Here is a 25,250-nt window from a genome sequence, read left to right on the forward strand (position 1 = left end):
GCCGTTTTTCATGTTCGCAGTGAACACCTTACTCAGTAGTAGGCGTTTTCTTTCTGCGTGTGGTCGGTCACGTCGCGAACACCCTTCAACTCAGGGATGCGCTCGAGCAAGGTGCGCTCGATGCCTTCCTTCAGGGTCACGTCGGCCTGGCCGCAGCCCTGGCAGCCGCCACCGAACTGCAGCACGGCAATGCCGTCCTCGACCACATCGATCAGGCTGACCTGACCGCCGTGGCTGGCCAGCCCCGGGTTGATTTCGGTTTGCAGGTAGTAGTTGATGCGCTCGTTGACCGGGCTGTCTGCGTTGACCATCGGGACTTTGGCGTTTGGCGCCTTGATGGTCAGTTGGCCGCCCATGCGGTCGGTGGCGTAATCGACGACGGCGTCGTCAAGGAACGCTTCGCTGAACGAATCGATATAGGCGGTGAAGCTTTTCAGCCCCAGCGCGGTATCTTCAGGTTTTTCTTCGCCCGGCTTGCAATAGGCAATGCAGGTTTCGGCGTACTGGGTGCCAGGCTGGGTGATGAAGACGCGGATGCCGATGCCTGGTGTGTTCTGCTTGGAGAGCAGATCGGCCAGGTAATCGTGGGCGGCGTCGGTAATGGTAATAGCGGTCATGGAAACTCCTCGCAGGCTTGGGCGCAGTTTACGCCAATCATTGCGCCGGACAAAGTCCTAGTATTTTTGTCGGGAAAGATTCTCGACCGGTACGCGCAGCGGTTCGCCATCGATCCGCGCTTTAAGCCACTGATAGCTGCGTTTTTCTACCCATTCGTAGCTCAACCATGACCCCAGGGCGATAGCCACAGCGCAGACGATGAACATCAGATACGGATTGATTCCGTAGCGTCGCGCGATAAAACTACCAACCGACAGCACCAACACGTGCATCAGATACACCGAATAGGAACAGTCACCGAGCCATTTCATCACGCGGTTGCGCTCGACGTAGCGCTCCAGTGCCATGCACGCCATCACCAGCACCGCGCTCGGCACGCCCCAGTTCAACAGCCTTGGCGCCGGCGCCAGGTGATAGATCGCCGACAACGCGGCGCCCATCGCCAACAGTGGCAGCCACAGACCCGCACCGATCCAGCCCCGGCGATAGAGCACGCCAATGCCGATCCCCAGCAAAAAATCGTAGACGATGTCCGAACGGTAAAACTCGTTGATCCAGCCAAACGCCTGACAAACCGAAAACAGCAACGCGCCAACCACCAGCAAGCGCACCTGCCAGCGGAACGCCAGCGCGCATGCAAACAACACATAGAAGAGCATTTCGTAATTGAGCGTCCAGCCGACGTTCAGCGTCGGATAAATTCCGTAGCCGCCAGGATTTTGCGCAGGAATGAATAGCAGCGACGCGAGGAAATGCGCCCAGTCCACCGTCTGATCCGGCAACATTGGCCGGGCGAACAGCACCAGCAACGCCATCAACAGCGTGTACAGCCAGTACGCCGGGACAATGCGAAACAGCCGGTACAGCAGAAAGCGCGCGGGCGGCAGTGCTTTGCTTTCGGTGGAGAGGAAAATCACCAGACCACTGATGACGAAGAAAACATCGACGCCGACTGCGCCTTTGTCGATGAAGAACTGCCCGACCGGGCCGCGCGCCTTGAAGTCGAAAAAAATCTGCATGAAGTGGTGGCAGACCACGGTCCACGCGGCAAGCGCGCGCAGGGCCTGCACTGAAATCAACATGATCGGCTCCCGTGCACAATTCCTGAATCACCTCCGGCCCCCTGTAGGAGCTGCGGCACGCTGCGATCTTTTGATCTTTGTTGTTAAAGAATCAAAAGATCGCAGCCTCGTTGCACTCGGCAGCTCCTACAGGGGCTTTGCGGTGTTGCTTGGAGTTGGGACAGCAGGTCGATCTCAACGATCAAAGATTCTCGTAGCGGTTCATGTCCAGCACGCCCTCTTCCACCGGTTCGGTTTCGTGGATGTACTGACTCAGGTCGTGAAAATAGAACCAGAATTGCGGATGACTGCGGCGAATCCCCCAGCGTTCGACGATTTTCTCGAAACGATCGGCATCCTTGGCGTTTTCCATGGCATCGACAAACTCCGGGACTTGCGCGGCAGGAATATTGAACATGAAGTTCGGGTAACTGCTGAGCACACCTGGATAAATGGTCAAGGTGTCGAGCCCTGGCTGATAGCGCAGGGATTCGCCCAACAGAAACGCCACGTTGCTGTGCGCACGGTTGCGCAGCAAGCTGTAGACCTCGCGTTTGCCGCTGCGGGTTTCGATGCGCAGCAGGGTGGCCTCCGGCAATTGGTCGATGACCTTCAGACCGGCGGCCGGTCGTGACGTCAGGCGGCTCAGCGCCTGTTCGGCGTTCTGCAACGCCGGATCAATGTTCGGCCGCGAGCAGTAGGCGCCGTCACAGCGGTTGATCGGATCCGGCCGCGCATTGAGGTCGCCGTAGCGTGCCAGCAGTTGCATGGCGAAGTCGTACTTCGGATCCTTCGGATCGAGTTTCAACCCGGTCGGCTTGTCGTCATCGATGGCCTCGTAGTCGAGCCACATCTTGAACTGGCCGCTGCTCTGATACCAATCGTCGAGGTAGTCCTCACGGGAATCGGCCGGCATCAGACGCAGGAAGTTCTGTTCGGCGCCGTTGCGGATCAGGTCGAAATACAGACGGGTCTGCGCCTGATGGGAGACGTTGCCGAACACATCGAAGTTGACTGCCAACTGGTAATAAGTGCGCTCCAGCAGCGGATAGTCGAACAGCCACATCGTTTGCGGCACCTCGCCGATCAGGCCTTTGGTCACCGAAGCGCTGTCGAAGTGGCGGAAAATGCTCAGCAGCGCGTTGTCGTTACCGGCCCACAGGGTCGACCAGCTCGGCGGCGGTTGGTCAGCGTAGCTGTCGCGACGCAAGGCTTCGTATTCGTTGCGCTTGTTGCGGTAGTTGTGCCACAGGCTCAGCACACTGCCGACGTCGTCGTTCTGCCCCGGCATTGCCAGCAACGGCGTGGCCTGGCCGCGATAGTTGGGGTCGGTGATGTACAGATCGTGTTCCGGGGCCTGGAACAGCGCCCAGAAGTTATCGCGGATCACATCCGTCGCAATCTGCCCACGGCACACCGGCCCGCGAATGAAGGTGCGGACGAAGTATTCGGCGTTATCGAGCATGAACTGGTACCGCGCCTGCGCCGGAATCGCTTCGAACGTGGCGAACGGGTTGGCCCGGCTCTGCGGCCCGTACCCCGGTAGCGCGTTGACTTGCCAGTTGCCGCTGTAGAACAGGCTTTTGACACGCGCCATCTTCGCCGCGCTCAGCGGATAAGTGATGTGAGTCTTGTGCACGATCACCCCTTGCACCGGCCACAGGCGGTAATACACCTGAGTGCCCGGGTCGTCATTCGGGCGTCGGGTGGCGATCAGGTCGATCGGCTGCCCGGTCGGCGTGCGCGAACGCACCCACTGGAAGTAGTGGCCCGGCTCGCCGTCCTTGAAATAGATGTGGGCGAGGAACCAGTGTTCGAACAACCAGCGCCCGACCAGACTCTGCCGCGCGCCCGGGGTGTTGAGCAGGTTTTCCCACTGCACGATTTGCAGCGCTTCCCTGGCGCTCGGCGCCAGCCCCTGCTCGTCGATCGGCGCACCGGACGCCAGCCAGCGTTGCAGGGTCTGGTATTGCTGATCGGTCAGCCCGGTCACCGCCAGCGGCATGCCTTCTTTGGGGTGGGCGCCGGCATAGCCGTCAAACTCGGCGGGCATCGCGCACATGTTTTCCCGTTGCAGGCCGAGGACGATGTCTTCCGGCAGCTTGGCATTCGGGGTCAGCGGGGCTTTGTGGCCCAGTTCCAGCATCCGCGCCATCAACGCCGCCTGGCTGCCCTGGGCATCGAGTACCGAATAAAAGCCCTTCTGCTGCCAGGCACGTTTGCCGAAGGCGTCGTAGAACAGCCGCGTGGTCGGCGCCGCCTGAGTGCGTTCGCCGTCGTAGACCGGCATCTTGCTTGCGCCCCGCCCTGCGCCTTCGCCGCTGCCCAGATTGAGCTGGCACGCCGAGTCGTAGCAAGCGTGGCAGGCCACACACTTCTCGGTGAAGATCGGCTGGATGTCACGCGTATATGAAATAGAAGGTGAGATCGCGGGTTCCTGCGCAACGGCGCCCCAGCTTAAGAACAGCAAGAAAATGCTGATGACGCGGTACGACATGCCCATGATCCCGATCGTGAAAAAAACGCCCGCGATTCTACAGTATGACGCTCGTACCAACATGAACGATATTCATGCAAAAGCAGCACGTGCTCCAAAAGCGCACAGGTTTGCTATGATCCCGGCCCTTCGTCATGGTCTTTTCGAGTAGTCCCAATGTCCGATCGCAGCGTCCGCCTTCAAGCTCTCAAGCAAGCCCTCAAAGAGCGCATCCTGATACTCGATGGCGGCATGGGCACGATGATCCAGAGCTACAAGCTCGAGGAGCAGGATTATCGCGGCAAACGCTTCGCCGACTGGCCGAGCGACGTCAAGGGCAACAACGACCTGTTGGTGATCACACGTCCGGACGTGATCGGCGGCATCGAAAAGGCTTATCTGGATGCCGGCGCCGACATTCTGGAAACCAACACCTTCAACGCCACGCGCATTTCCATGGCTGACTACGGCATGGAAGAACTGGCGTACGAATTAAACGTAGAAGGCGCGCGTCTGGCGCGCAAGGTGGCCGACGCCAAGACCGCCGAGAACCCGGACAAGCCACGCTTCGTCGCCGGCGTACTCGGCCCGACCAGCCGCACCTGCTCGCTGTCGCCAGACGTGAACAACCCCGGCTACCGCAACGTCACCTTCGATGAACTGGTAGAAAACTACACCGAAGCCACCAAAGGCCTGATCGAGGGCGGCGTCGACCTGATCCTGATCGAAACCATCTTCGACACGCTCAACGCCAAAGCCGCGATCTTCGCCGTGCAAGGCGTCTTCGAAGAACTGCACATCGAACTGCCGATCATGATTTCCGGGACCATCACCGATGCATCCGGTCGCACCCTGTCGGGCCAGACCACCGAAGCGTTCTGGAACTCGGTGGCCCACGCCAAGCCAATCTCGGTCGGCCTCAATTGCGCGCTCGGCGCCCGTGAGCTGCGTCCGTACCTGGAAGAGCTGTCGAACAAGGCCAGCACCCACGTGTCGGCGCACCCGAACGCCGGTTTGCCGAACGAATTCGGCGAGTACGACGAATTGCCGGTGGACACCGCCAAGGTCATCGAAGAATTCGCCCAAAGCGGTTTCCTCAACATCGTCGGCGGTTGCTGCGGTACCACTCCGGGCCACATCGAAGCCATCGCCAAAGCCGTCGCCGGTTACGCGCCGCGGCAGATTCCGGATATTCCCAAGGCCTGCCGCCTGTCGGGCCTGGAGCCGTTCACCATCGATCGCAGCTCGCTGTTCGTCAACGTCGGCGAGCGCACCAACATCACCGGCTCCGCGAAGTTCGCCCGTCTGATCCGTGAAGACAACTACACCGAAGCCCTGGAAGTCGCCCTGCAGCAGGTCGAGGCCGGCGCCCAGGTGATCGACATCAACATGGACGAAGGCATGCTCGATTCGAAGAAGGCCATGGTGACCTTCCTCAATCTGATCGCCGGTGAACCGGACATCTCCCGCGTGCCGATCATGATCGACTCGTCGAAATGGGAAGTGATCGAAGCCGGCCTCAAGTGCATCCAGGGCAAGGGCATCGTCAACTCGATCAGCATGAAAGAAGGCGTCGAGCAGTTCATCCATCACGCCAAGCTGTGCAAACGCTACGGCGCGGCAGTGGTGGTCATGGCCTTCGACGAAGCCGGCCAGGCCGACACCGAAGCGCGCAAGAAAGAGATCTGCAAACGCTCCTACGACATTCTGGTCAACGAAGTCGGCTTCCCGCCGGAAGACATCATTTTTGACCCGAACATCTTCGCCGTGGCCACCGGTATCGAAGAACACAACAATTACGCTGTGGACTTCATCAACGCCTGCGCCTACATCCGCGACGAGCTGCCCTATGCGCTGAGCTCCGGCGGTGTGTCCAACGTGTCGTTCTCGTTCCGGGGCAACAACCCGGTGCGTGAGGCGATCCACTCGGTGTTTCTGCTGTACGCGATCCGCGCCGGCCTGACCATGGGTATCGTCAACGCTGGTCAGCTGGAGATCTACGACCAGATCCCGCAGGAACTGCGCGACGCCGTCGAAGACGTGATTCTCAACCGCACGCCGGAAGGCACCGACGCCCTCCTCGCCATCGCCGACAAGTACAAGGGCGACGGCAGCGTCAAGGAAGCCGAGACCGAAGAGTGGCGCAGCTGGGACGTCAACAAGCGTCTGGAGCACGCGCTGGTCAAGGGCATCACCACCCACATCGTCGAAGACACCGAAGAGTCGCGCCAGTCGTTCGCGCGCCCGATCGAAGTCATCGAAGGCCCGCTGATGTCCGGCATGAACATCGTTGGCGACCTGTTCGGCGCCGGCAAAATGTTCCTGCCGCAGGTGGTGAAATCTGCCCGCGTGATGAAGCAAGCCGTGGCGCATTTGATCCCGTTCATCGAACTGGAAAAAGGCGACAAGCCGGAAGCCAAGGGCAAGATCCTGATGGCCACGGTAAAAGGCGACGTGCACGACATCGGCAAGAACATCGTCGGCGTGGTGCTGGGTTGCAACGGCTACGACATCGTCGACCTCGGGGTGATGGTACCGGCGGAGAAAATCCTCCAGGTGGCCAAGGAAGAAAAGTGCGACATCATCGGTCTGTCCGGTCTGATCACCCCGTCGCTGGACGAGATGGTCCACGTTGCCCGGGAAATGCAGCGTCAGGATTTCCATCTGCCGCTGATGATCGGTGGCGCGACCACCTCCAAGGCGCACACCGCCGTGAAGATCGAGCCGAAGTACAGCAACGACGCAGTGGTCTACGTGACCGACGCCTCGCGTGCGGTCGGTGTCGCGACGCAGTTGCTGTCCAAGGAACTCAAGGCCGGGTTCGTCGAGAAGACCCGCGCCGATTACGTCGATGTGCGTGAGCGCACCGCCAACCGCAGCGCCCGTACCGAGCGCCTGAGCTACGCGGCGGCGATCGCCAAAAAGCCACAGTTCGACTGGGCCAACTACACGCCGGTCAAACCGACCTTCACCGGCACCCGCGTGCTGGATAACATCGACCTCAACGTGCTGGCCGAATACATCGACTGGACGCCGTTCTTCATCTCCTGGGACCTGGCCGGCAAGTTTCCGCGCATCCTCGAAGACGAAGTGGTCGGTGAAGCCGCCACCGCGCTGTACAAGGATGCGCGTGAAATGCTCACCAAGCTGATCGACGAGAAGCTGATCAGCGCCCGTGCGGTGTTCGGTTTCTGGCCGGCCAATCAGGTGCACGATGACGACATCGAACTGTACGGCGATGACGGCAAGCCCATGGCGCGCCTGCATCACCTGCGTCAACAGATCATCAAGACCGACGGCAAGCCGAACTTCTCGCTGGCCGACTTCGTCGCGCCGAAAGACAGCGAAGTGACCGACTACGTCGGGGGGTTCATCACCACCGCCGGCATCGGCGCCGAAGAAGTGGCCAAGGCTTATCAGGACGCCGGCGACGACTACAACTCGATCATGGTCAAAGCCCTCGCCGACCGTCTGGCGGAAGCTTGCGCCGAATGGCTGCACCAGCAAGTGCGCAAAGAACACTGGGGTTATGCCAAGGACGAAGTGCTGGACAACGAAGCACTGATCAAAGAGCAGTACTCCGGTATCCGTCCGGCACCGGGTTACCCGGCGTGCCCGGATCACACCGAGAAGGCCACGCTGTTCACCCTGCTCGATCCTGAGGCCAGCGAAATGCGCGCAGGCCGCAGCGGCGTGTTCCTCACCGAGCATTACGCGATGTTCCCGGCAGCCGCGGTCAGCGGCTGGTACTTCGCGCACCCGCAGGCGCAATACTTTGCCGTGGGCAAGGTCGACAAGGATCAGGTGCAGAGCTACACCTCGCGCAAAGGTCAGGAACTGAGCGTGACCGAGCGCTGGCTGGCGCCGAACCTCGGTTACGACGAATAAGCGCAACGGTCACTCCGCGGATCAGCCGGGGAGTGACCGTTCACCAGGTTTACGCGCCTGACCATTGCCCGGAGGAGCCGGGCATTTGTGCCGTGTCGGCAGACAAACCGATCCGTTCAATCTCCTGTCGCGTCAATTCGATGAGCCTGGCATTGCGCGCCGCTGCCTGATCGAACAACCGGCTCAGATAAAGCGGGTCGTCAGCACTCAGACCGTCGTCCTCGCCCTCCTCCATCAGTTGCACTTCATCCATTTGCCTGAACGCTTCGGGTTGCTGCTCCTTGAGGTAATCCAGCCAGTAATCGCGCTGGATCAGATCCTCCAGAAACCGGTCGGAGTGTTCCGCGTTAACCACCTCGGCCCGCGCATCGAACAACTGCTGAGGCGTTACACCGGAGGCAAATTTCATGTTTTTCGGCTGTCCGGGCAACTCCAGTCCATCCTCCCAGCCACCGGTCAGACCGATCCGGTAACCGAGACGGACTTCGGCTTCGTCAAAACCACTGCGCGCGGCCGCTGCCTTTGCCAGTTCATCGACCTTGTCCAGCCGGAACAGTTGCCGCGACAGGGACAACAAGGCCTCGCCGCGAATTCCCGGGCGACCGGCCGGCAAATCGAGCAAGGCGTTGTAGGTAAAGACCTTGCTCTCCAGACCACTGAAGGTGAGGATTCGCCCGTCCACGCACGTTCCATGGGTGGCCGAGCCGGCGAAAATCACCTCGCGCAGCTCACTGTCGGCGGCGGCAGCCTCCATGACCCTCCAGACCCGTCGGGTCAGGTCGGCATTGGCCACGCGAAACTCCTGGGTGTCCTGCAATCGGTCAAGCAAATGGAAGAATGCCCCGCTGTCCGGTTCCGCAGCCAATTGATCCCAGAGCCGGTCTCGGGCGGACGCCTGTTCCGGCAGCAGATTCGCCAGCCACGGCGCCTTCTGCTGCGCATGGGACTGTTCGTCCGGGAGCGATTCGTCCGACTCGATGCTGTCCGTGGTTTCGCTGAGCCCGCCGGCAACGTCGTCAGCCATTTCCTCCAGTTCGGAACTCGAGAAACCGAGCACTCGCTGGCGGTCACCCGCCGTCTGATAGGCCCTGAGCCTTTCGAGGGACTCCTGCGACAGGTTGTAGTTGTCAGTCAGGTCGGTGCCGTCCATCAGCTCATCGTGCTGACCGTCCAGCGCCTCTTCGGGGATGGCGACGATGTCGTTGCGACTGAGGTTCAGTGTCAGCAGGTGCTGCGCATCCAGCGCACCGGCCGGCCATTCGGCCAGGTTGTTGTTGCGCAGATCCAGACGTTGCAAATGCTCGAAATAGCTGACGTCGAACGCATCGAGGTAGTTGTAGCTCAGGTCCAGAGCTTGCAGATGCTCCAGACCGGACAGCGCGGCATACAGGTGCTCGGTGTCGCTGAAGTGGTTGCTGGAAAGCTCGAGTCGCTCCAGCTGCGGCATTTGCCGGACACCATCCGGCAGCGCCGTCAGCGCATTGCCATTAAGGGTCAGATGACGCAGGTGGGTGAACGACTTGAGAAACCCGTCGCTGCCCTCGGTCGTCACCCGAGTGCCTGTCAGGTCCAGGCTGCCGACATGCCCGAAATCCTCGGGCAGCGCCGGTAGATCGCCCAATTGCAGGCCGTTGAGATCCAGAACCGCATCGCCCCCGGCAACCGCTAACCTGGCACGCCAGCAGGTGAGGATGCGCCACGCCGCGAGGCTGCGCGACTGCGAGGAGATGACCCAGTCGGCTCCACGGGTTTCCCGGGTATACAGCCAGCCGTTGAGTCGGCGAACGAGGGTTTCGAATGTCTGACTCCAGCCCGTGATCCGCTCCTCGATCTGCACATCGGTGGCGCCATCGCTACGCAGCGCCTCGATCACTTGCATGGCTTGTTCATCGCTAAAGGCCGGCTGCAACCGCTGCAGATTCTGGCGCATGCGTGCCAGCCCGGTACTGACAGGTGCTGGCGTCAACGGCAGCAACTGGCGGGCCACGGTCAAACCGTTCTCCGCTGGAGGAAACGTCGCCGGCACCGGCTCCCGGGCAAATGCCTCCAGCGCGCCGGCAGGAAGGCCCAGTTCGTGCTCGAGCCGCAGTTGCGCCGAACGCAGCTGCGCCGACGCCGCTGCGGTCAGGGGCGCGCCGGTCAGGTTGGTGTTGAGCAGTGAGGTGCTCTCGAGCACGGCAGGTGGCAGCGTGCTGATACGGGTCTCGCGCAGGTCCAGCCATGACAGTTGCGGCAAGCCTTCTGCGCCTGCCGGCCAATGTTGCAGGTGCGTACGCTGCAGGTCGAGGGCCTTCAAGCGCTGCAGATTGCCGACGTTCAAATCGCTCAGCGGATTGTTGCGCAGATTCAATTGTTCGAGCGCAGGCAATTCACTCAATCCGCTCTGCAGGCGCGAACTGTCGGTCAACAGATTGTCGGCGAGGTCCAGGTGCATCAGGCGCGAAAGGCGCTGCGACTCGATCGGCCATTCGTGCAAGGCATTGTTACTCAGATCAAGGGTTCGGACTTCGCTGAATGCGCTGATGAAACCGCGCATCTGCGCACCTGCAACCCGCTGGCCATTGAGCAGCAGCGTGCGTACATGCGCAAAGGCGTCTGCCGGTAACACCGGAAGTTCGCTGAGCCCCAACCCCGACAAATCGACGGTCGAGGCGCTGATCGTTGCGCCATAGCGCTTGAACAGTCCGTTGCGCCAACTGGCTTTGAGAACATGGACAAGGTTTGATCGCGCGATCAGTTCGGACAGCGATTCTGCCGACACCACCAGGCGCTGCTGCCACTGACTGAGTTCACGTTCCAGCGCAGCATATTGATCGCTCAAGGCATTGATGGCGGTGAAGCGCTGTTGCTCATCCGGCCATTGCTCAAAGAAACGATGGAGTATCCCCTCGGTGGATTGATGCACACCCTCGCCCAGACGCCGCAACTCGCCGCGACAATAATCCCTGACCATGGTCTCTCGATCGATCAGGTGTTCCGGCAGGCTTTTGGCGTATTCGTACACGCCCGCGAAGTTTTCCCGGGAGAATTTTGACCAGTCCAGCGACAGCCCCGACCAGAGTTTTTCATGCCCCTGCAGCAGCTCGGCGGGCACGGTGCTGATGCTTGTATCCCTGAGGTTCAGACGCTCCAGGGCCGGTAACTCCAGCGCACCCGCAGGCCAGTCGAACAATGAATAGGCGACGATGTCCAGGCTGCGCAAATTGCGCATGCCGCTGACGTCGAACGCCAGTGACTGATAACTCGAGGTACTGACACTCAATACTTCAAGTCGGGTCAATTGAGCCAGGCGTGCCGGCATGTCGGCGGCATAGGGCATCGCGCCGTAGAGCGTCAGGTCAGTCAGTTCCGGCATGTTCTGCAGCACCGTCGGCACGTTGGTAAACGTTTCTGCGGTGCCATTGATGCGCAGCGCCTTGAGCCTGGGGAAACGGCTCAACAGTGCATCGCCGTTGGCATCGGTGATGCAACGCCCTCTGATGCGCAGGTCGCGAACATGCGAGAAATCTGCCGTCAGCTCCGGCAACGGCTCGTCGCACGTCAGATCGAGGCGTGCGGCACTCGCCTGACTCTCGGCCAGCGGCGCATGGCGCCAGCTCTGCTTGAGGCTGCGCACGACGCTGGATTTGCCGCCGATCATCGATTGCAGCGTCGGCTCCGGGGAAGGCACACCTTCCCATTGCGCCAGTGTCGATTCGAGCGCCTGCCATTCACGCAGGCGCCGTTGCAACATCTCGTAGATCTGCGCGTCAGTCCGCCCGGCGGCCAATTGCTTGAGGATGAACCCGCCCGCCTGCTGATCGGTGAGCGCCGGATACACGTCCTGCACGCGCGTCACCAGCAGCGGGTTCACGCCTTCGCCGCGACCGCTGGCGTAATAACCCAGGCCATGCTGGCGCACCCGCACCGGCGCCTTGAAGCGTTGCTTGTGGCCATGGCGCCTGCTCGCTAGCCGAGCCAGTTCGGTGCGATGGCGGGCCACATACTCGATCACTGCCCGGCGCAGTCCGGCCCTACGCGAAACCTCAGCAAAACCCAGAGCCTGTCGCGTCTGATCGGGCAACGCATGGAGGATCGAGGTAAAAAAGTTGTCCCCGCGCCGCGGGACGCCGTTGAGCGCTTCCCCGTGCGCGTTGTACGCCTGATAGACCGGCCCGCGCTTGACCAGATACTGGGTCTGGCCGGCGCTTTCGCTGCCGATGCTATCGATCAACGGCCCGTCGACACTGCCTTCGCGTACTTCCAGACGCACTTCGTCCGACCAGCCCGGCAGCCGCTCCAAAGCGCGCAAGGCCAGCCATTGGCTGTCGCCGCCGGCCGAATTTTCCATGTGCAGACCGGCAATCGCATGGTTGAAGCGCCGCTGCCGGGCATATTCACGGGAGATCTCCAGCAGCCGCAACGGTACCCGCCCACCGGTTTGCAGACGCGTCAGTTCCTCGGCGTTCGCCTCGAGCAGCACACGGATTGCCGCCGAGCTGCCCAGCCCCGGTGTGGCGGCTTGTAGCCTGGCGATTCGCGGGTCGTTCAACGCGGGTTCGTCATACAGCCTGTCGAACATCGCCGGCTGCCGGGTTCGCAGGTAATCGGCGATCTGTTTGCGCAGTTCCAGCGGCCGGGTTTCGATGACCCGCGCCGACTCGGCACCCAGCAGCCAAACGGTTTGCGGCTCATCCAGCGTTGCCAGAATGCGCTCAGGCAGTTGGCCGTCGAGCACGTCGGCGCGGGTGATCCGGATCGGCGCACGCGTCGGGCCGTCGATTGCACCTGACTGCGCGCCGAACAGACGGCTGGGCCCGGACAACTGCGGTCCGTCGAAGACTTCCAGGATCTGCCCGCTCGGCCAGCGCGGCATTTGCGTAAGCATGGGCAGCGTCAGCAGGTACGAATCGTCAAGCTTGGTTCCTCGTTCGACCTGATCGATCAAACGCCCGACCTGCTGATTCGCCTCATACAAGCGCAAGGTATCGCCCAGGGCCAGTGGCGCCGGCTGGTGATCGAGGTGCATCTGGCGCAGGGCATCATCACTGACACCACTGAGGTCGGCGATTTCGAGCAATTGCTCATCCGAAAATGCGTCAGTCGAGTGACCGATGCGCCGCAGCAAGGTCAGTCGATCCCAGTGCAGCGGCCGCTCGTGGGTGTGGCGCCAGGCGCCCAGTCGATTGTGCTCGAGGATCGGTTGATACGCCGACGGATCCTGCGGGTGGAGAATGCGCCAGTTATTCAGGTTCTCATCGTAGTGCGTCTGATAGAGCTTGCCCTGCTGGCGAATGAACGTCTTGCCGTCGAACCGATACACGCCTTGCGCGTCGGGACCGGCAGTCGCAGGCAGGACAATATCGCTGGCGTAGGTATCGAGGTCGGGTTTCCACAGGCGAACCGAGCCGTCGGGCCGCTCGACCGGTTGCAGGTGCTCGATCACGGGTTCGGCGGAGGCCGGGCGCAGTCGGCTTACGCCCTTGCCCACAGCGCCCATTACGCCAATCAGCGCCAGGTTCTGCGCCACATCGACCAGATGCGCCTTGGCAGCCTGACGATCGCCTTCCGACCATTCGATGGCGCCTTCGAATGACTCGTAGAGCAGTTGCCCCGCCATCACGGTCATCATGATTTCGCCCAGCACCGGTACGAACATCGACACCATGTTCAACCCCAGCATGCCGAGTTCGAGCAAATGACTGAGTTTGGCTGCGCGGACCCGGGCATCGACATCCGCCGTCGGGACGGCATGGGCGCGCGCGTCGGCGATGAATTTGGCCCGGTGCTGTTCATAAAGGTATTGCCACAAATCGGTGTTGGCGCCCCAGATCCCGGCAACGTCCTGGCGCGTGATGGCAAACGGGTCGAGATACGGGTCAGGGTGTGGCTCGCGCTTGCCGGGGACTTCGGGTGGCAACTCCTTGATCTGCACGATAGTGGACAGCGGCGGTATCAGCTGTGCGACCTTGATCCAGATCGAATTTGTGAATGCCTGTTTTTGAGATTTTGCCGCTGGAAGCAATCGGCCCCGCACGGCTTGGCGCTTCACGTACCGCAGCAAGGGAAGCAATGTCTGTGAGTGGATTCCAGCTGGAGTGCTCCAATGGCCGCGTCGATTATTTCTGCGAATCTTCAATCCAGCTTGAGTACGGCCCAAGCGATGAAGTCCAGTTCATAGGCGTTTCCTGGAGCTCTCAACTCAACTTCACGTTTAAAGGGGTTGATGTTTTTGCTATCTCTGCGGCTGAGTTGTTCTCACTGATGGCTGCCTCGGACGATTCTGGCCCCCATGAGTTCGACCGTTACGAGTACTGCTTTCCGAACCAAATACTCACGCTTTGGGATGCTGATGAACAATATGACCGTCAACGCGGAGAAGAACGTGAGGTGTGGGGCCAAGTCGGGATCGGCAATGATGCGTATGTGGCAGCCATCGAAGCTATTGAGAAAAAGCTGTAACTGGCTCGCAGGAGTGGCGTATTGAAACGCTGCGATGGTGATAATCACTTTGGGCGACCGGTAGCTATGAGTCGATAGAAGCCTGTTATGACCGGCAGAGTTGGGTCGGTGGTTGCCCTTCGTGACAGGCGGGTTTCAGCCAAAAGCTATCGCTGAGAACGCTTCTTTAGTGCCAGAAAATAGTAGAAGGTAGTGTAGGCTATTCGCTGTTAGAGAGCACTCTCGCTGCCCTGCGAAGCTGCCAAGACATATGAGAAGGGACTTACCTCGATGGATGCTCATTCTGTAATCGCTAGAAATTCTTCTGACTGCGAGGAATTCGACGACTATTCGTTTATAGGGCGATTACACGAAGAATCAATCTGGGCTCACGATGACTACTGGATGCTGGAGTGGGCGCTATATCAACTCGCGATCGGCAAAAGCCCCTCCCAAGAGCTCTCTAGGCGGATTTTCCGCATATTCAGTTACACCTTTCTGTTATTCGGCTGCCACTTAGATCGTCGAGACAGTTTCAAGATTGAAAACCTCAAAAGGAAGGAGGTTTACGATCTACGTGAAAGAATGCAGCTGGTTTTCGAAGGTTTTTTTGCTGGTAGAATGCCGGCAACCAGCATTTTTTCCGACCCCAATCCTCTGCTCGTCTCCAACCATCAAAGTTGATTGTTTCGGTTCGGTTTCAGCCGGTCGCGAAAGGCTGAAATCGGCCAGAGGCTGCCTCCTAGAAAGCTAACGCTGAGTGGTCACTCGTCAAACAAGGTCCAGCCATGGCAGATGCCGGCAAAGTCTTTAGCCGTAAAAAATAATGTCAGTTCCTTTGGGTCAAATTCTTTGTAAAGCCAATGCCCAGAAATCGGTCCTCTCGTTATCACGTATTCCAAGCGGTATTTTTGAACAGGCCCAAAACTGAAGGAGCGCGAATTCAACTCAAACCTGTCACCTCTGTTGAACGCCCATAGCTTTTCAACAAGGCAGTCATCAAGCACCACATCTCCCGCTACCTCAACGAGATACTTTGAATGAAGTTTCTGTTGAAGCCTAACGCTTCTGGCCATACATCAACCTACCTATGAGCAGTCCGAGCATCGGCGCAATAATACTGGAACATGATGATGACCGCTTTGGCTTGAGAAAAGTTAGCCTTGGACGTCCGCTTCTGGCCGTTTCCTGCCTGTCACGACTGACCTAGCGCAGTCTCTCTGCAGCTCTGAAGTTTGAGACGACCATAAGCCTACCCAAATCGCCAAATAGCCGGTTCGTCCGACCAGCAAACTGCACGATAAGCATTATGCAACTCGTTGTTCGCTCGTGCAGGCACCGCACCGACACATGACGAATCGTACGGATAGTCCGGCGCCATTCCCCTCCCGACTGACCCGAGTGCGATTTCTTCAACGCCTAGAGACAGTCAGCGGGGCGGATCGATGCCGTCGAGATTTTTGGTTCATCAATGATGAAACCTCTCCAACTTGAGATGGCGCGATCGGCATGTTCAAATGAATAATGGCCTTTTGCTACGGTACTCTCAATTGAAACAGAATCGCGGAATCATCCTATTTTTTTCGGCTATGACTTTTCTCTTTATCCTGGTACAGGTATGGCACGCAAAATCTGCCCAGGAAGAGAAAAAGCAGGAGCGGGAGCGCCAACTCAAAGGGCTCGCGCTCATCATGAGTGCGCTGTCCGGAAAAGTATCTGATGACTCAACTCGCGTCGATTCTGTGACCTACAGCGATGAGGTCATGCGTATCTCTTACACACTCACAAAAGTTACCAAAGACGAAATCGATTCTGATGAATTCACCAAGGATGCAAGAGCGATTGCAGCTTCTGCATTCTGTAATGAAAAAGGTTTGGGACAGTTCGTGAAATCGGGTCTTTCCATTGACCTCCTCTACAAAGATTCAACCAGTTCACCGATCGTCAATTTTCAGATAGGCAAGTCCGACTGCCTCTGAAGCCCCCCTTGAAGCCCGCCTCTCTCGCGGGCTTTTTTCGCCGTGTCGTACCACAGTGAGTCCACGCAGCAGACACAACTTCCGGTGGCTGCATCAATCATTTCTGTTCGGAAGATCTGTCAATCCCCTCACGCGCAGGCGTTGTCCAGTCAGTGGCGCGCCTTTCATCAATTGAGTCGTGCTTGTGCTTTCCGTAAGCAGGCATGCGGAGTTACTGCACGCCGTGCTCAGGTAACGCAAAGGCCATCACATAGTCCCCCTTTTGCGTCGTCGCCGAGTTACCGCCGGCACTGATGACCAAAAATTGTCTGCCGGTGTATGGGGAAACATAAGTCATTGGAGTCGCTTCGGCTCCGACAGGCAGACGGCCCTTCCACAGTTCTTTGCCGGTGCGAACATCAAGGGCACGGAGGTAAAAGTCCTGAGTGCCGGCCATGAACACCAGGCCGCTTGATGTAGTCACCGGACCGCCCCGAGTGGGCATGCCAATCGGCATCGGCAAGTGCGTGGCAATGCCCAGCGGACCCGTTTGCTCGGTGGTCCCCAAGGGCATCGACCAAGCCACCTTTCGAGTCGCCAGGTCGATTGCACTGATGGTGCCGAAAGGCGGCTCCTGGCACGGAATACCCAACGGCGACAGGAAGCGGCCTTGCTCGATACCCCACGGTGTCCCCGCCTGCGGAGCGTTCCCTTCATGGCCGCCGCCACTAAGGATTTTCGCGTCATAAGCGGCACGGGGGATCATTCGGTTCCAGATGGCTACCCGGGTATCATTGACGATCATGTAGCCGAGGTTTTCCGCAATGGACACCGATCCCCAGTTCATGCCGCCCAACCAGCTTGGGTACTGGAGCGTCAGGTGCTCGCTCGGCGGCGTGAACTCACCTTCATATCTAGCCTTGCGAAAGTCGATCCGGCATATCAATTGGTCCAGCGGCGTAAGCCCCCACATGCGCTTTTCGCTGAGCGGCTCAGTGCCGATGGCGGGCATTCCGGTCGAATAGGGTTGAGTCGCAGAAGTTCGCTCATCCGCCACACCACCTTGAGGAACAGGGTGTTCTTCGACTGTCGCAATTGGCTTTCCGTTACGCCGGTCAAGCATGAAGATCTGGCCACGCTTGGTGGTCTGAATCAGTGCCGGGAGCATTCCTCCATGGCCATCAGGAACATCGTAAAGCGCTGGTTGCGAAGGTACATCGTAATCCCAGAGATCGTGGTGAACCGTCTGGAAGCGCCAGCGCTCGAGGCCAGTCGCGATGTCGAGTGCGACGACGGAAGACGAGTAGCGATCATCGGCCTCGGAGCGATGACCGCCCCAAAAATCCGGAGTGGCATTGCCGGTGGGCAAGTAGATGAGTCCAAGCGCATCGTCAAAGGCCGGTGTCGACCAGACATTCGGCGTACCTGCGGTGTAAGTCTGCCCCTCGGGAGGCTCGCGGGTAATCGCCGGATTGCCCAGATCCCAGGCCCACACCAATGCCCCCGAGCGCACATTGAAGGCGCGGACCACGCCAGACGGTTCACCTGTTTTCTGGTTGTCCCACACCAGCCCACCGACCACTACCAGATCACGCACAACCGTCGGTGCGGCCGTCGGAAAGTACAAATCCTGATCTGTATCGCCCACGCCGATACGCAGGCTTACGCTGCCATGCTGACCAAAATCGCTGCACGCCTGGCCAGTCTGCGCGTCTACTGCAATCAACCGTGCGTCAACCGTGGTCGCGATGATTCGCCGCAAACAGGGCTGCGCTGCAACAGCGTTGTTTGAGGCGGCCAGCTCGTGGGCTTCTTCGTAATAGCCCACGCCTCGGCAACGCGGGTAAACATTGTTTGCCTGGGTTTTGGGGTCGTGATGCCAAATCTCTTTGCCGGTATCCGCGTCCAGGGCGAACAACTGGCTCGACTGCGTACAACCGTAGAGCACGCCATTGACGTGAAGGGGGGTCACCACATGCCCTTGCGCACCTTTGGGTATTTCACCTGTGCGATATGTCCAGGCAAGCGTCAGATTCGACACGTTCTGCGGCGTTATCTGATCGCTCACGGCATGTCGTGTTCCTGAAGGTGTATGACCGAAATAACGCCAGTCGGTCGTGGGTTCGACTGTGCCGACCGCTTTCCCCGGTACAGGCGCCGGCATCCTCTCGGCGGTCAGAATGGGTTGCGGTTGCAAGGCTGCGTAGAGCGTTGCGCACAGCCCCACGACCATGCCCGCAGCCGCCACGCAAGCCAGCCGCGCCAGTGTGCCACGCTGGCGACTGCGCAAATACGGGATCGCCACCAGCACCGGTACGCTGATGACAGCCAGCGCGAAGAGGCGCGAAAACAGCGGCCAGAACGTCAACCCCACATCCAGAACCGACCAGCAGACAGAGCCGGCGAACACCAGCAGGTACGCCAGTGCTCCGGATCGACGTCGACGCAACATCAACACACCACTGATGGCCAATCCTGCACCTGCCAGGGCGAAGTACCACGAGCCGCCCAGCGCAACGAGATAAAAACCACCCGCTAGCAGCGAAAGTCCGATGAGCAAGATAAAGGAGCCAAGGACAATCAGCAGCGTGGCGGTTAACCGGGAAGTGTTCGATGGCGGCATGGCTTACTCCTTTAAGTGATTACCGACAGAGCCTGCGGTTGGCCGATCGTCAGGCCGTATGTTTCGACCTACCGATACTTCGGTGGACGCGCCTCAGCGCATGACAAAACCACCATCCACCGAGATGGACTGCCCCGTGACGTAGCTTGAGGTCGAGCTGCTCAGCCAAAGCACAGCGTCAGCGATTTCTTCCGGCTTGCCGTGACGTCCCATGGGGATAGCCTTGGTCATGCCTGCCAGCTCTTCACCCTGCCCCGCTTCGACCATCCGCTCGGCCATCGGCGTCCAGATCAAGCCAGGGCACACCGCATTGACGCGGATGTTGCGTGCGGCATACTCCAGCGCTGCGCTTTTGGTCAGGCCGAGGACACCGTGCTTGGCCGCGTGATAGTTGCCCCGCTCGGCACCTCCGATCAGACCGCCCAAAGACGAGCAGTTGACGATCGTTCCGCCGCCCTGGCGGCGCATATGTTCGAGTTCGAATTTCATACACGCCCAGACGCCGCGCAAATTGACCGACATGACCCGATCGTAATCCTCGACCGTGGCGTCGGCTGTCTCAGCTAACAGGTTCTGAATACCGGCGTTGTTGAACGCAGCGTCCAGACGACCGAATGTCGCGACCGTTTCCTTGACCATGGCTTGAACCTGACCGACGTCCGCCACGTCGCAGCGAATGCCGATAGCGCGATGTCCTGCAGCTATCAAGGCCTGCGCCGCTGCCTGTGCAGCGCCGCCATCGATATCCGCCAACGCTACGGCAGCGCCGGCCCGTGCGAACGCCTGCGCGGTGGCCAGACCGATACCGGAAGCCGCGCCGGTCACCAGGGCGACCTTGTTCTCGAACGAAAAACTCATCGAATGTTCCTCACTTTGCAGCTGCGCAGAATGTTTATGAGCAATAGCCTCATAACGCACTGAGCAGACATTGTTTGATGTAACCAAGGTAATCGACGCTCGGAGAGCTGAATACCGGCCCTGAGTGGGATGTTCCGATGAGCAATACTCATCAATCGTGAAGAAAGGCGAGATCGCCGTGACAAAACACCGAGTGCGATGAAACAGACGATTAGTGAGCGCTGCTCATCGTTTCATGCAGGTTTTTCCCGGTAGTCGCGCGGAAGTTGGTGCACTAGCGTGGAGGCGCATTTCTTCAATCAACAGGAATCTGCCGATGAAAACACGTGTCGCCTTACCCATGCTGGCAATGACCTTGATGCCTGCGTTCGCAAGCCATGCTGCCGAACTGCCTGCCGACGAGACTATGAGCGTGGTCAGAAATGGCGAACAAGCATCCATCACCGGGGCGCCCGGCAACTTCGTTGGCAACGCGCGCATCGATCCACTGTTTGCAGCGCGGGCACCCTCGACTGTTTCGGCAGGCGCAGTGACGTTTCAGCCCGGCGCACGCTCGGTCTGGCATACCCATCCTCTGGGCCAGACGCTGGTGGTCACCTCAGGCACAGGCTGGATACAACAAGCCGGGGGCGAGAAGATCGTCATCAAACCGGGTGATGTGGTCTGGACACCACCGGGCGTGAAGCACTGGCACGGCGCCACATCCACGAACGGCATGACCCACATTGCCATTCAGGAAGCTCGGGACGGCAAGAACGTCGAGTGGCTGGAACCGGTGACCGACGCGCAGTACCAGGCATTGCTTGGCACACAACACTGAAACGTTGCGCCGAGCTCAGGCGTGGGCGCATCGATGCCCGCCGCGACACCTCGCGGGTATCAGGCCGGAAGCAGGCAACGCGTCACGGGCTTACGCCTGGTAATCGCCGATGGGCTGAAGTTCACGGATCAAGTCAATCAACAGACGCAGCCCTACCGGCAATTGACGGTGACTGGGATAGTACATGTGAAACCCGGAACCTGTGCTGGACCAGTCGTCGAGCACCCTGATCACCTCACCACTTTCGAGCAGCGGCATCATCGCCGGCTCAGGGGCGTACATGAGGCCCGCGCCTTGACGAGCCAGTGAAAGTCCGACGCGAGTTTCATCGATGGTGATGCACCCCGGGACAGCAATGGAGAGCTGCTGTCCTTCTTTCTCGAACTCCCAATCGTACATGGCGCCATTGCCCAGCCGAATCCGCAGGCAACGGTGGTGCATCAAGTCGTTCGGATGTTGGGGAACGCCGAAGCGTTCAAGATAGTCCGCGCTACCCGCGACCACCCAGCGGATATCCGGTGACAAGCGCTGAGCGATCATGTCTTCCGGTACCGTTCCGCCATAGCGGATCCCGGCATCATGGCCGCCGCCGATCACATCGACGATGAGATTGGTGACCGTCAGATCGACCTGGATTTCCGGATACCGATCATTGAGCACCGGCAATACGGGCCCCAGTAACAAGTCGGCAGCATCGCTTAAGGTATTCAGACGAATACGTCCGATCGGTTCATCGCGAAAGCGATTAAGCGCTTCCGTCGCCAAACCGATTTCATCCATGGGTTTGCTGATGACGCTGTGCAGCTCCTCGCCCGCAGCGGTCAAGGTGACACTGCGCGTCGTTCGGTTCAGCAGACGGACCCCCAACCGCGACTCAAGCCCCTTGATCGCATGGCTCAACGCCGAAGCACTGATACCGACTTCCTTCCCGGCGCGACTGAAACTCTGGTGGCGAGCAATGGCCAGGAAATAAACGAAATCGGCAAGATTGGCACGACTGGCCTGCATTGGATGCCTCAATGGGGTGACGGGAGAGAATCATTCGCGGTGCGGCGGCTTCGTGCTTGATACTAACCAAGACAAACCGCAAACACTAATCAACTGGATTCGACAGACAGCGGTGCTTGGCTCACCGGTCTTGACCTGCCTGCAAAATACAGTTGAAGCCTGACAAGCCGCTCAAGACCGTGAAAGCGTTTTCAGGCGCTCCACCAAAGCCGCTTCAAAAATGACGTACAACTTTTCAGCATCGCCGGCACGCAAAACCTCACTGGTTTCCAGCCCAAGCACGAAGCCATCCGCACGCGCCCCCGCCTTCACCGCAATGATCATCGAATCTGCCCGGACAATCTGCGCCAGCAGCCGATCAGCTTCACGCTGCATCTTTTCGCTCAACACTACGCCTTCCACTTTCTCACCTTGCCTTCAATGCGACATCGAACAAATGTGTGTTCAAGGCTACGCCGCCGAAAACGGCGCCTCAAGCGACACGCAAACGATCCTTCATTATGGTAGCCATCAGAATCCTTCAAGTGAACGAATCCGTTTTGCCGGCAATCAAACGCGAAGTTTCAAACGCGTTTAGCCGTTGCCAGCTCGAACAATCATGACCGGAGAACACTGCATGCCTCTCAGTGACACCATTCACAGAGCGTTGCTAAGCGCAGAGGAACGTTCCTCTATCGCTGAAATTGAAGCCACTACCAATATTCTGCAACTGGTCACACGCATGACCGGGACGCGCTTCGCGGCGATCGCTAAATTCACCGACACGGAATGGATCGTCTGTTCCGCGTACGATCCGATCGAGCTTGGTATCAACACCGGTGACACACTGGAACTGGAAACCACGCTGTGCAGTGAGTTTCGCAGAGACCCTCAAGTGCTGTTCGTGCCACAAATCAGTCGCGATGGCAGGTTTTCCACGCGTCCCGTGGTGAAGCAATATTTGATTGAAAGCTACGCCGGCGCGCCCATTTTCCTTCCCGATGGACAACTGTGGGGTGCGCTGTGTGCCTTGGACTCCAGGGCGGTCATATTCGACGACCCGGATCTGGCGGATACGTTAGGCCTGTTCGCGAGGCTGATCGGCTGCATCTTTTATTCGAATCTGACGGACGTCGGCAGCGGCTACAGCAAGAACGGATGAAGTGTTAACGAATAACTAAAAAATCAGCCCTGAATATTCAGGGCTGATTCATTTCTGGCGTGTGAGATTGGCGCTCCCTCCTTCAACACCGCGCAGGAAACATCGACGTGGTGCGCAAAACCTGGTTCCAGAACAGGAGCTACCAGTCCGTCGCCCAAGAGCGGGCCGACGTTTGCATAGGGCTGGGCCGCACGCTGCCATTTGGCTTCTGAGCGAAACGCCGTTCCCCCCGTAATTGACTTTTATCAACCACTGACACGCTGTTCTCGCCGACATTGAAGCTGACGTGGCAGGGCGAAACCTCTGCCAACCACTGAGCGCTCCGGTTCGGATGTCCGTGAGCCGCCGTCCATTCGCAAAGGAGAATTCAAAATGAGCAACTCCGTGAAGAAAATGCCGGTCACTACCGATACCAAAGACAAATCCCTTCAGCATCCGCTGAATGCAGACTTGTGGCGCCCTCTGGAAAAACTGCGCCAGCAGGTGGATCACCTGTTCGAAGACTTCAACCGCGGTTCGGGGCTTTCACCCTTTGGTCGTAGGCTGTTCGACGTCGAACCGCTCTGGCGGCGCGAACTGATCGGTCACGGCATGCCGGCCGTGGATATCAGTGAAAAGGACAAAAGCTACGAGATCACCGCCGAATTACCCGGCATGGATCACAAGAACATCGAGATCAAACTGTCGAACGGCAGCCTGATCATCAAGGGCGAAAAGAAAGAGGACAAGGAAGAAAAAAGGAAGGGCTACCACCTGAGCGAGCGTCACTATGGTTCCTTCGAGCGGGTCTTCAACCTGCCCAAAGGCGTCGACGCCGAGAAGATCGACGCGAGTTTCAGCAAAGGTGTGCTGAGTATCTCGTTGCCGAAAAAGCCTGAAGCCATGAAAGCGGACAAAGTCGTACCGATCAAGGGCGAGTAAGTTTCGCGCTGTCATACCCCTTGCCGGGAAACCGGCAAGGTTTTTTTACCGCCGCCCCTTGCACAACTGCTGCAAACGCTGGCCGCACGGACTCACTATTTGCGGCTGGCCTTTTCCAGCATCCGGCTGGCGCGTTCATTGGCCTCATCGGCCGTACGTTGTGCCTGACTGGCTGCAGCGGCTGCCTGATCCGCCCTGGAATAAGCCGCGTCGGCACGGGATTGTGCCGCGTTTGCAGTGCTCTGGGCGGCGTCGATTCGCGTGTCCATTTCCTGCGCCTTTTTATTGCTGCACCCCGCGCTCATCGCCAAAAGGACGCTGAGCAGAACCACAGATAAACGCTTGTTCATGATGACTCTCCTTGGGTCATTGCGCCGGGAAAAATCCGGCACCCCTGAAGTATCTGGCGTCAGCACGGCCGGCCTCTGATTTTTGTCAATGAACGGCCAACCGGCAGGCAACTGGATGTTGGCAGTGTTAATCACCGGTCGACACTGCAATAAACCCATCACGGCATTTGTCGCAGGCAGACGTCGCTGTCAGACCGCCAACAGATTGCACGGCACCTGATAAAGAATATGTTCGGTGGTGCTGCCCAGCAGCTTGTCCAGCCCATGGTATTGCACCCGGCCCATGACGATCACATCCACATGTTGTGCATCGGCGAACTCACTGAGTGCCGCAACCGGATGGCCGACCACGAAATGCCGGCGCTCGGCGGGTACTCCATAACGATTGGCCAGGTCGATATACGCGCTCTCGAACTCTCTGCGCAGCTCCTTGGTCAGCTCTGAAACCGTCAAGCCTTCGCCCAGTTCCTCCAGGTACTCCTGCGAAATGTCGTAGGCGTACAACAGATGCAACTCGGCGTCACACTGGATCGCCATGGCCGTGGCCTGATCGATGATGCGCTTGTTCAATTGGTCGTTGACTGGGTCGCTTGCAGAGGCGTCGACCGCTGCCACGATCTTGCGTGGCAATGCCTGGCCTGCCCCGCCCAGCAGATAGACCGGGACCGGGCAATGACGCAGCAGGTGCCAGTCCAGCGGGGTGAAGAAGGCGCGTTTGAGCAACGACTCATGCTGCACTTGCTTGATCAGCAGGTCGGGCATCATCTCGGTGACGAGGTCGAGGATCTCTTGCTTCATGTCATCCGACCAGGCGACTTCGACTGTCACGTCAATGCCTCTGTCGCGCAGGTTGCCGGCCTGATATTTGAGCCAGTCGCGGTGATCCTGCAAATAGTTCGCCCGGGCTTTTTCCCGATCGCCTTCTTCAAGCAACCAGAGAATGTCCAATGACTTGACCAGCGCCACGATATGCAAGGTCGCCCCGCTGGCCTTGGCCAGCGCAGCCGCATGGCTGATCGCCGGAGAGCGGCGCAGAGCCGGATTGATCACCAGCAACAGACTTTGATATTGGCTCATGATTGGTCTCCATCGGATGAACCGTGCGGAA

The 25,250-nt window shown here is 59.1% G+C and carries 18 protein-coding genes; 7 read left to right on the forward strand and 11 right to left on the reverse strand.

The genetic code is table 11. The annotated features are described in order from the left end of the window. Nucleotides 1-32: 32 nt before the first annotated feature. The 3 genes from nfuA to KVQ82_RS17090 all read right to left on the reverse strand — a co-directional run bounded on the left by nfuA (nucleotide 33) and on the right by KVQ82_RS17090 (nucleotide 4,176). Nucleotides 33-617, reverse strand: coding sequence for a Fe-S biogenesis protein NfuA (gene nfuA / locus KVQ82_RS17080; protein ID WP_003225494.1), 585 nt, complete (start codon nucleotides 615-617; stop codon nucleotides 33-35). A 57-nt stretch (nucleotides 618-674) separates the two neighbouring features. After that, nucleotides 675-1,700, reverse strand: coding sequence for an acyltransferase (locus KVQ82_RS17085; RefSeq protein WP_222014707.1), 1,026 nt, complete (start codon nucleotides 1,698-1,700; stop codon nucleotides 675-677). A gap of 181 nt (nucleotides 1,701-1,881) precedes the next feature. Further along, nucleotides 1,882-4,176: a fatty acid cis/trans isomerase gene (locus tag KVQ82_RS17090; protein WP_222014708.1), complete on the reverse strand. Its 2,295-nt coding sequence runs from the start codon at nucleotides 4,174-4,176 to the stop codon at nucleotides 1,882-1,884. Nucleotides 4,177-4,332: 156 nt separating this feature from the next. Between KVQ82_RS17090 and metH the strand changes: the two genes are divergently transcribed. Further along, nucleotides 4,333-8,043, forward strand: a complete 3,711-nt coding sequence (gene metH, locus KVQ82_RS17095) for a methionine synthase (RefSeq protein ID WP_222014710.1) — start codon at nucleotides 4,333-4,335, stop codon at nucleotides 8,041-8,043. A 49-nt stretch (nucleotides 8,044-8,092) separates the two neighbouring features. Here metH and KVQ82_RS17100 read toward each other — a convergent pair whose 3' ends face one another. Then, on the reverse strand, nucleotides 8,093-13,957 hold the full coding sequence (locus KVQ82_RS17100) for an NEL-type E3 ubiquitin ligase domain-containing protein (protein ID WP_260687683.1): 5,865 nt from the start codon (nucleotides 13,955-13,957) through the stop codon (nucleotides 8,093-8,095). A 56-nt stretch (nucleotides 13,958-14,013) separates the two neighbouring features. On the opposite strand from KVQ82_RS17100, the gene KVQ82_RS17105 reads away from it, so the two are divergent. Then, nucleotides 14,014-14,484 carry a hypothetical protein gene (locus tag KVQ82_RS17105; RefSeq protein ID WP_085654133.1) on the forward strand — a complete coding sequence of 157 codons (471 nt, stop codon included), beginning with the start codon at nucleotides 14,014-14,016 and terminating at the stop codon, nucleotides 14,482-14,484. Nucleotides 14,485-14,754: 270 nt separating this feature from the next. Beyond that, on the forward strand, nucleotides 14,755-15,147 hold the full coding sequence (locus KVQ82_RS17110) for an Imm41 family immunity protein (RefSeq protein WP_222014712.1): 393 nt from the start codon (nucleotides 14,755-14,757) through the stop codon (nucleotides 15,145-15,147). Nucleotides 15,148-15,227: 80 nt separating this feature from the next. Here the strand turns inward: KVQ82_RS17110 and KVQ82_RS17115 are convergent, their stop codons facing one another. After that, nucleotides 15,228-15,539 carry a hypothetical protein gene (locus KVQ82_RS17115; protein ID WP_222014715.1) on the reverse strand — a complete coding sequence of 104 codons (312 nt, stop codon included), beginning with the start codon at nucleotides 15,537-15,539 and terminating at the stop codon, nucleotides 15,228-15,230. 474 nt (nucleotides 15,540-16,013) lie between these two features. Here KVQ82_RS17115 and KVQ82_RS17120 point away from each other — a divergent pair, with 474 nt between their 5' ends. Then, complete coding sequence (locus KVQ82_RS17120; RefSeq protein WP_260687684.1) at nucleotides 16,014-16,442, forward strand: hypothetical protein; 429 nt, start codon at nucleotides 16,014-16,016, stop codon at nucleotides 16,440-16,442. A gap of 211 nt (nucleotides 16,443-16,653) precedes the next feature. Here the strand turns inward: KVQ82_RS17120 and KVQ82_RS17125 are convergent, their stop codons facing one another. Further along, nucleotides 16,654-19,044: a membrane-bound PQQ-dependent dehydrogenase, glucose/quinate/shikimate family gene (locus KVQ82_RS17125; RefSeq protein WP_222014717.1), complete on the reverse strand. Its 2,391-nt coding sequence runs from the start codon at nucleotides 19,042-19,044 to the stop codon at nucleotides 16,654-16,656. A 93-nt stretch (nucleotides 19,045-19,137) separates the two neighbouring features. After that, nucleotides 19,138-19,902 carry a glucose 1-dehydrogenase gene (locus tag KVQ82_RS17130; RefSeq protein ID WP_222014719.1) on the reverse strand — a complete coding sequence of 255 codons (765 nt, stop codon included), beginning with the start codon at nucleotides 19,900-19,902 and terminating at the stop codon, nucleotides 19,138-19,140. A 316-nt stretch (nucleotides 19,903-20,218) separates the two neighbouring features. Between KVQ82_RS17130 and KVQ82_RS17135 the strand changes: the two genes are divergently transcribed. Continuing rightward, nucleotides 20,219-20,722 carry a cupin domain-containing protein gene (locus tag KVQ82_RS17135; protein ID WP_174377038.1) on the forward strand — a complete coding sequence of 168 codons (504 nt, stop codon included), beginning with the start codon at nucleotides 20,219-20,221 and terminating at the stop codon, nucleotides 20,720-20,722. A gap of 90 nt (nucleotides 20,723-20,812) precedes the next feature. Here KVQ82_RS17135 and KVQ82_RS17140 read toward each other — a convergent pair whose 3' ends face one another. Both KVQ82_RS17140 and KVQ82_RS17145 read right to left on the reverse strand, forming a co-directional pair. Continuing rightward, nucleotides 20,813-21,730, reverse strand: a complete 918-nt coding sequence (locus tag KVQ82_RS17140) for a LysR family transcriptional regulator (RefSeq protein WP_086791012.1) — start codon at nucleotides 21,728-21,730, stop codon at nucleotides 20,813-20,815. A gap of 171 nt (nucleotides 21,731-21,901) precedes the next feature. Continuing rightward, nucleotides 21,902-22,132 carry a hypothetical protein gene (locus KVQ82_RS17145; RefSeq protein WP_027613841.1) on the reverse strand — a complete coding sequence of 77 codons (231 nt, stop codon included), beginning with the start codon at nucleotides 22,130-22,132 and terminating at the stop codon, nucleotides 21,902-21,904. Between the two features lie 214 nt (nucleotides 22,133-22,346). Between KVQ82_RS17145 and KVQ82_RS17150 the strand changes: the two genes are divergently transcribed. Beyond that, a complete protein-coding gene (locus KVQ82_RS17150; protein ID WP_222014721.1) occupies nucleotides 22,347-22,871 on the forward strand; it encodes a GAF domain-containing protein in 525 nt (174 codons plus the stop codon). A gap of 372 nt (nucleotides 22,872-23,243) precedes the next feature. Further along, nucleotides 23,244-23,792: an Hsp20/alpha crystallin family protein gene (locus tag KVQ82_RS17155; RefSeq protein WP_222014723.1), complete on the forward strand. Its 549-nt coding sequence runs from the start codon at nucleotides 23,244-23,246 to the stop codon at nucleotides 23,790-23,792. Between the two features lie 95 nt (nucleotides 23,793-23,887). On the opposite strand, the gene KVQ82_RS17160 is transcribed toward KVQ82_RS17155, so the two are convergent. Then, on the reverse strand, nucleotides 23,888-24,142 hold the full coding sequence (locus KVQ82_RS17160; RefSeq protein ID WP_047294075.1) for an Lpp/OprI family alanine-zipper lipoprotein: 255 nt from the start codon (nucleotides 24,140-24,142) through the stop codon (nucleotides 23,888-23,890). A gap of 189 nt (nucleotides 24,143-24,331) precedes the next feature. Beyond that, nucleotides 24,332-25,219 carry a universal stress protein gene (locus KVQ82_RS17165; protein WP_145593478.1) on the reverse strand — a complete coding sequence of 296 codons (888 nt, stop codon included), beginning with the start codon at nucleotides 25,217-25,219 and terminating at the stop codon, nucleotides 24,332-24,334. Nucleotides 25,220-25,250: the final 31 nt, after the last annotated feature.

Origin of the sequence: Pseudomonas sp. AO-1, from assembly GCF_019775695.1 — a bacterium.
Lineage (GTDB): Bacteria > Pseudomonadota > Gammaproteobacteria > Pseudomonadales > Pseudomonadaceae > Aquipseudomonas > Aquipseudomonas parakoreensis.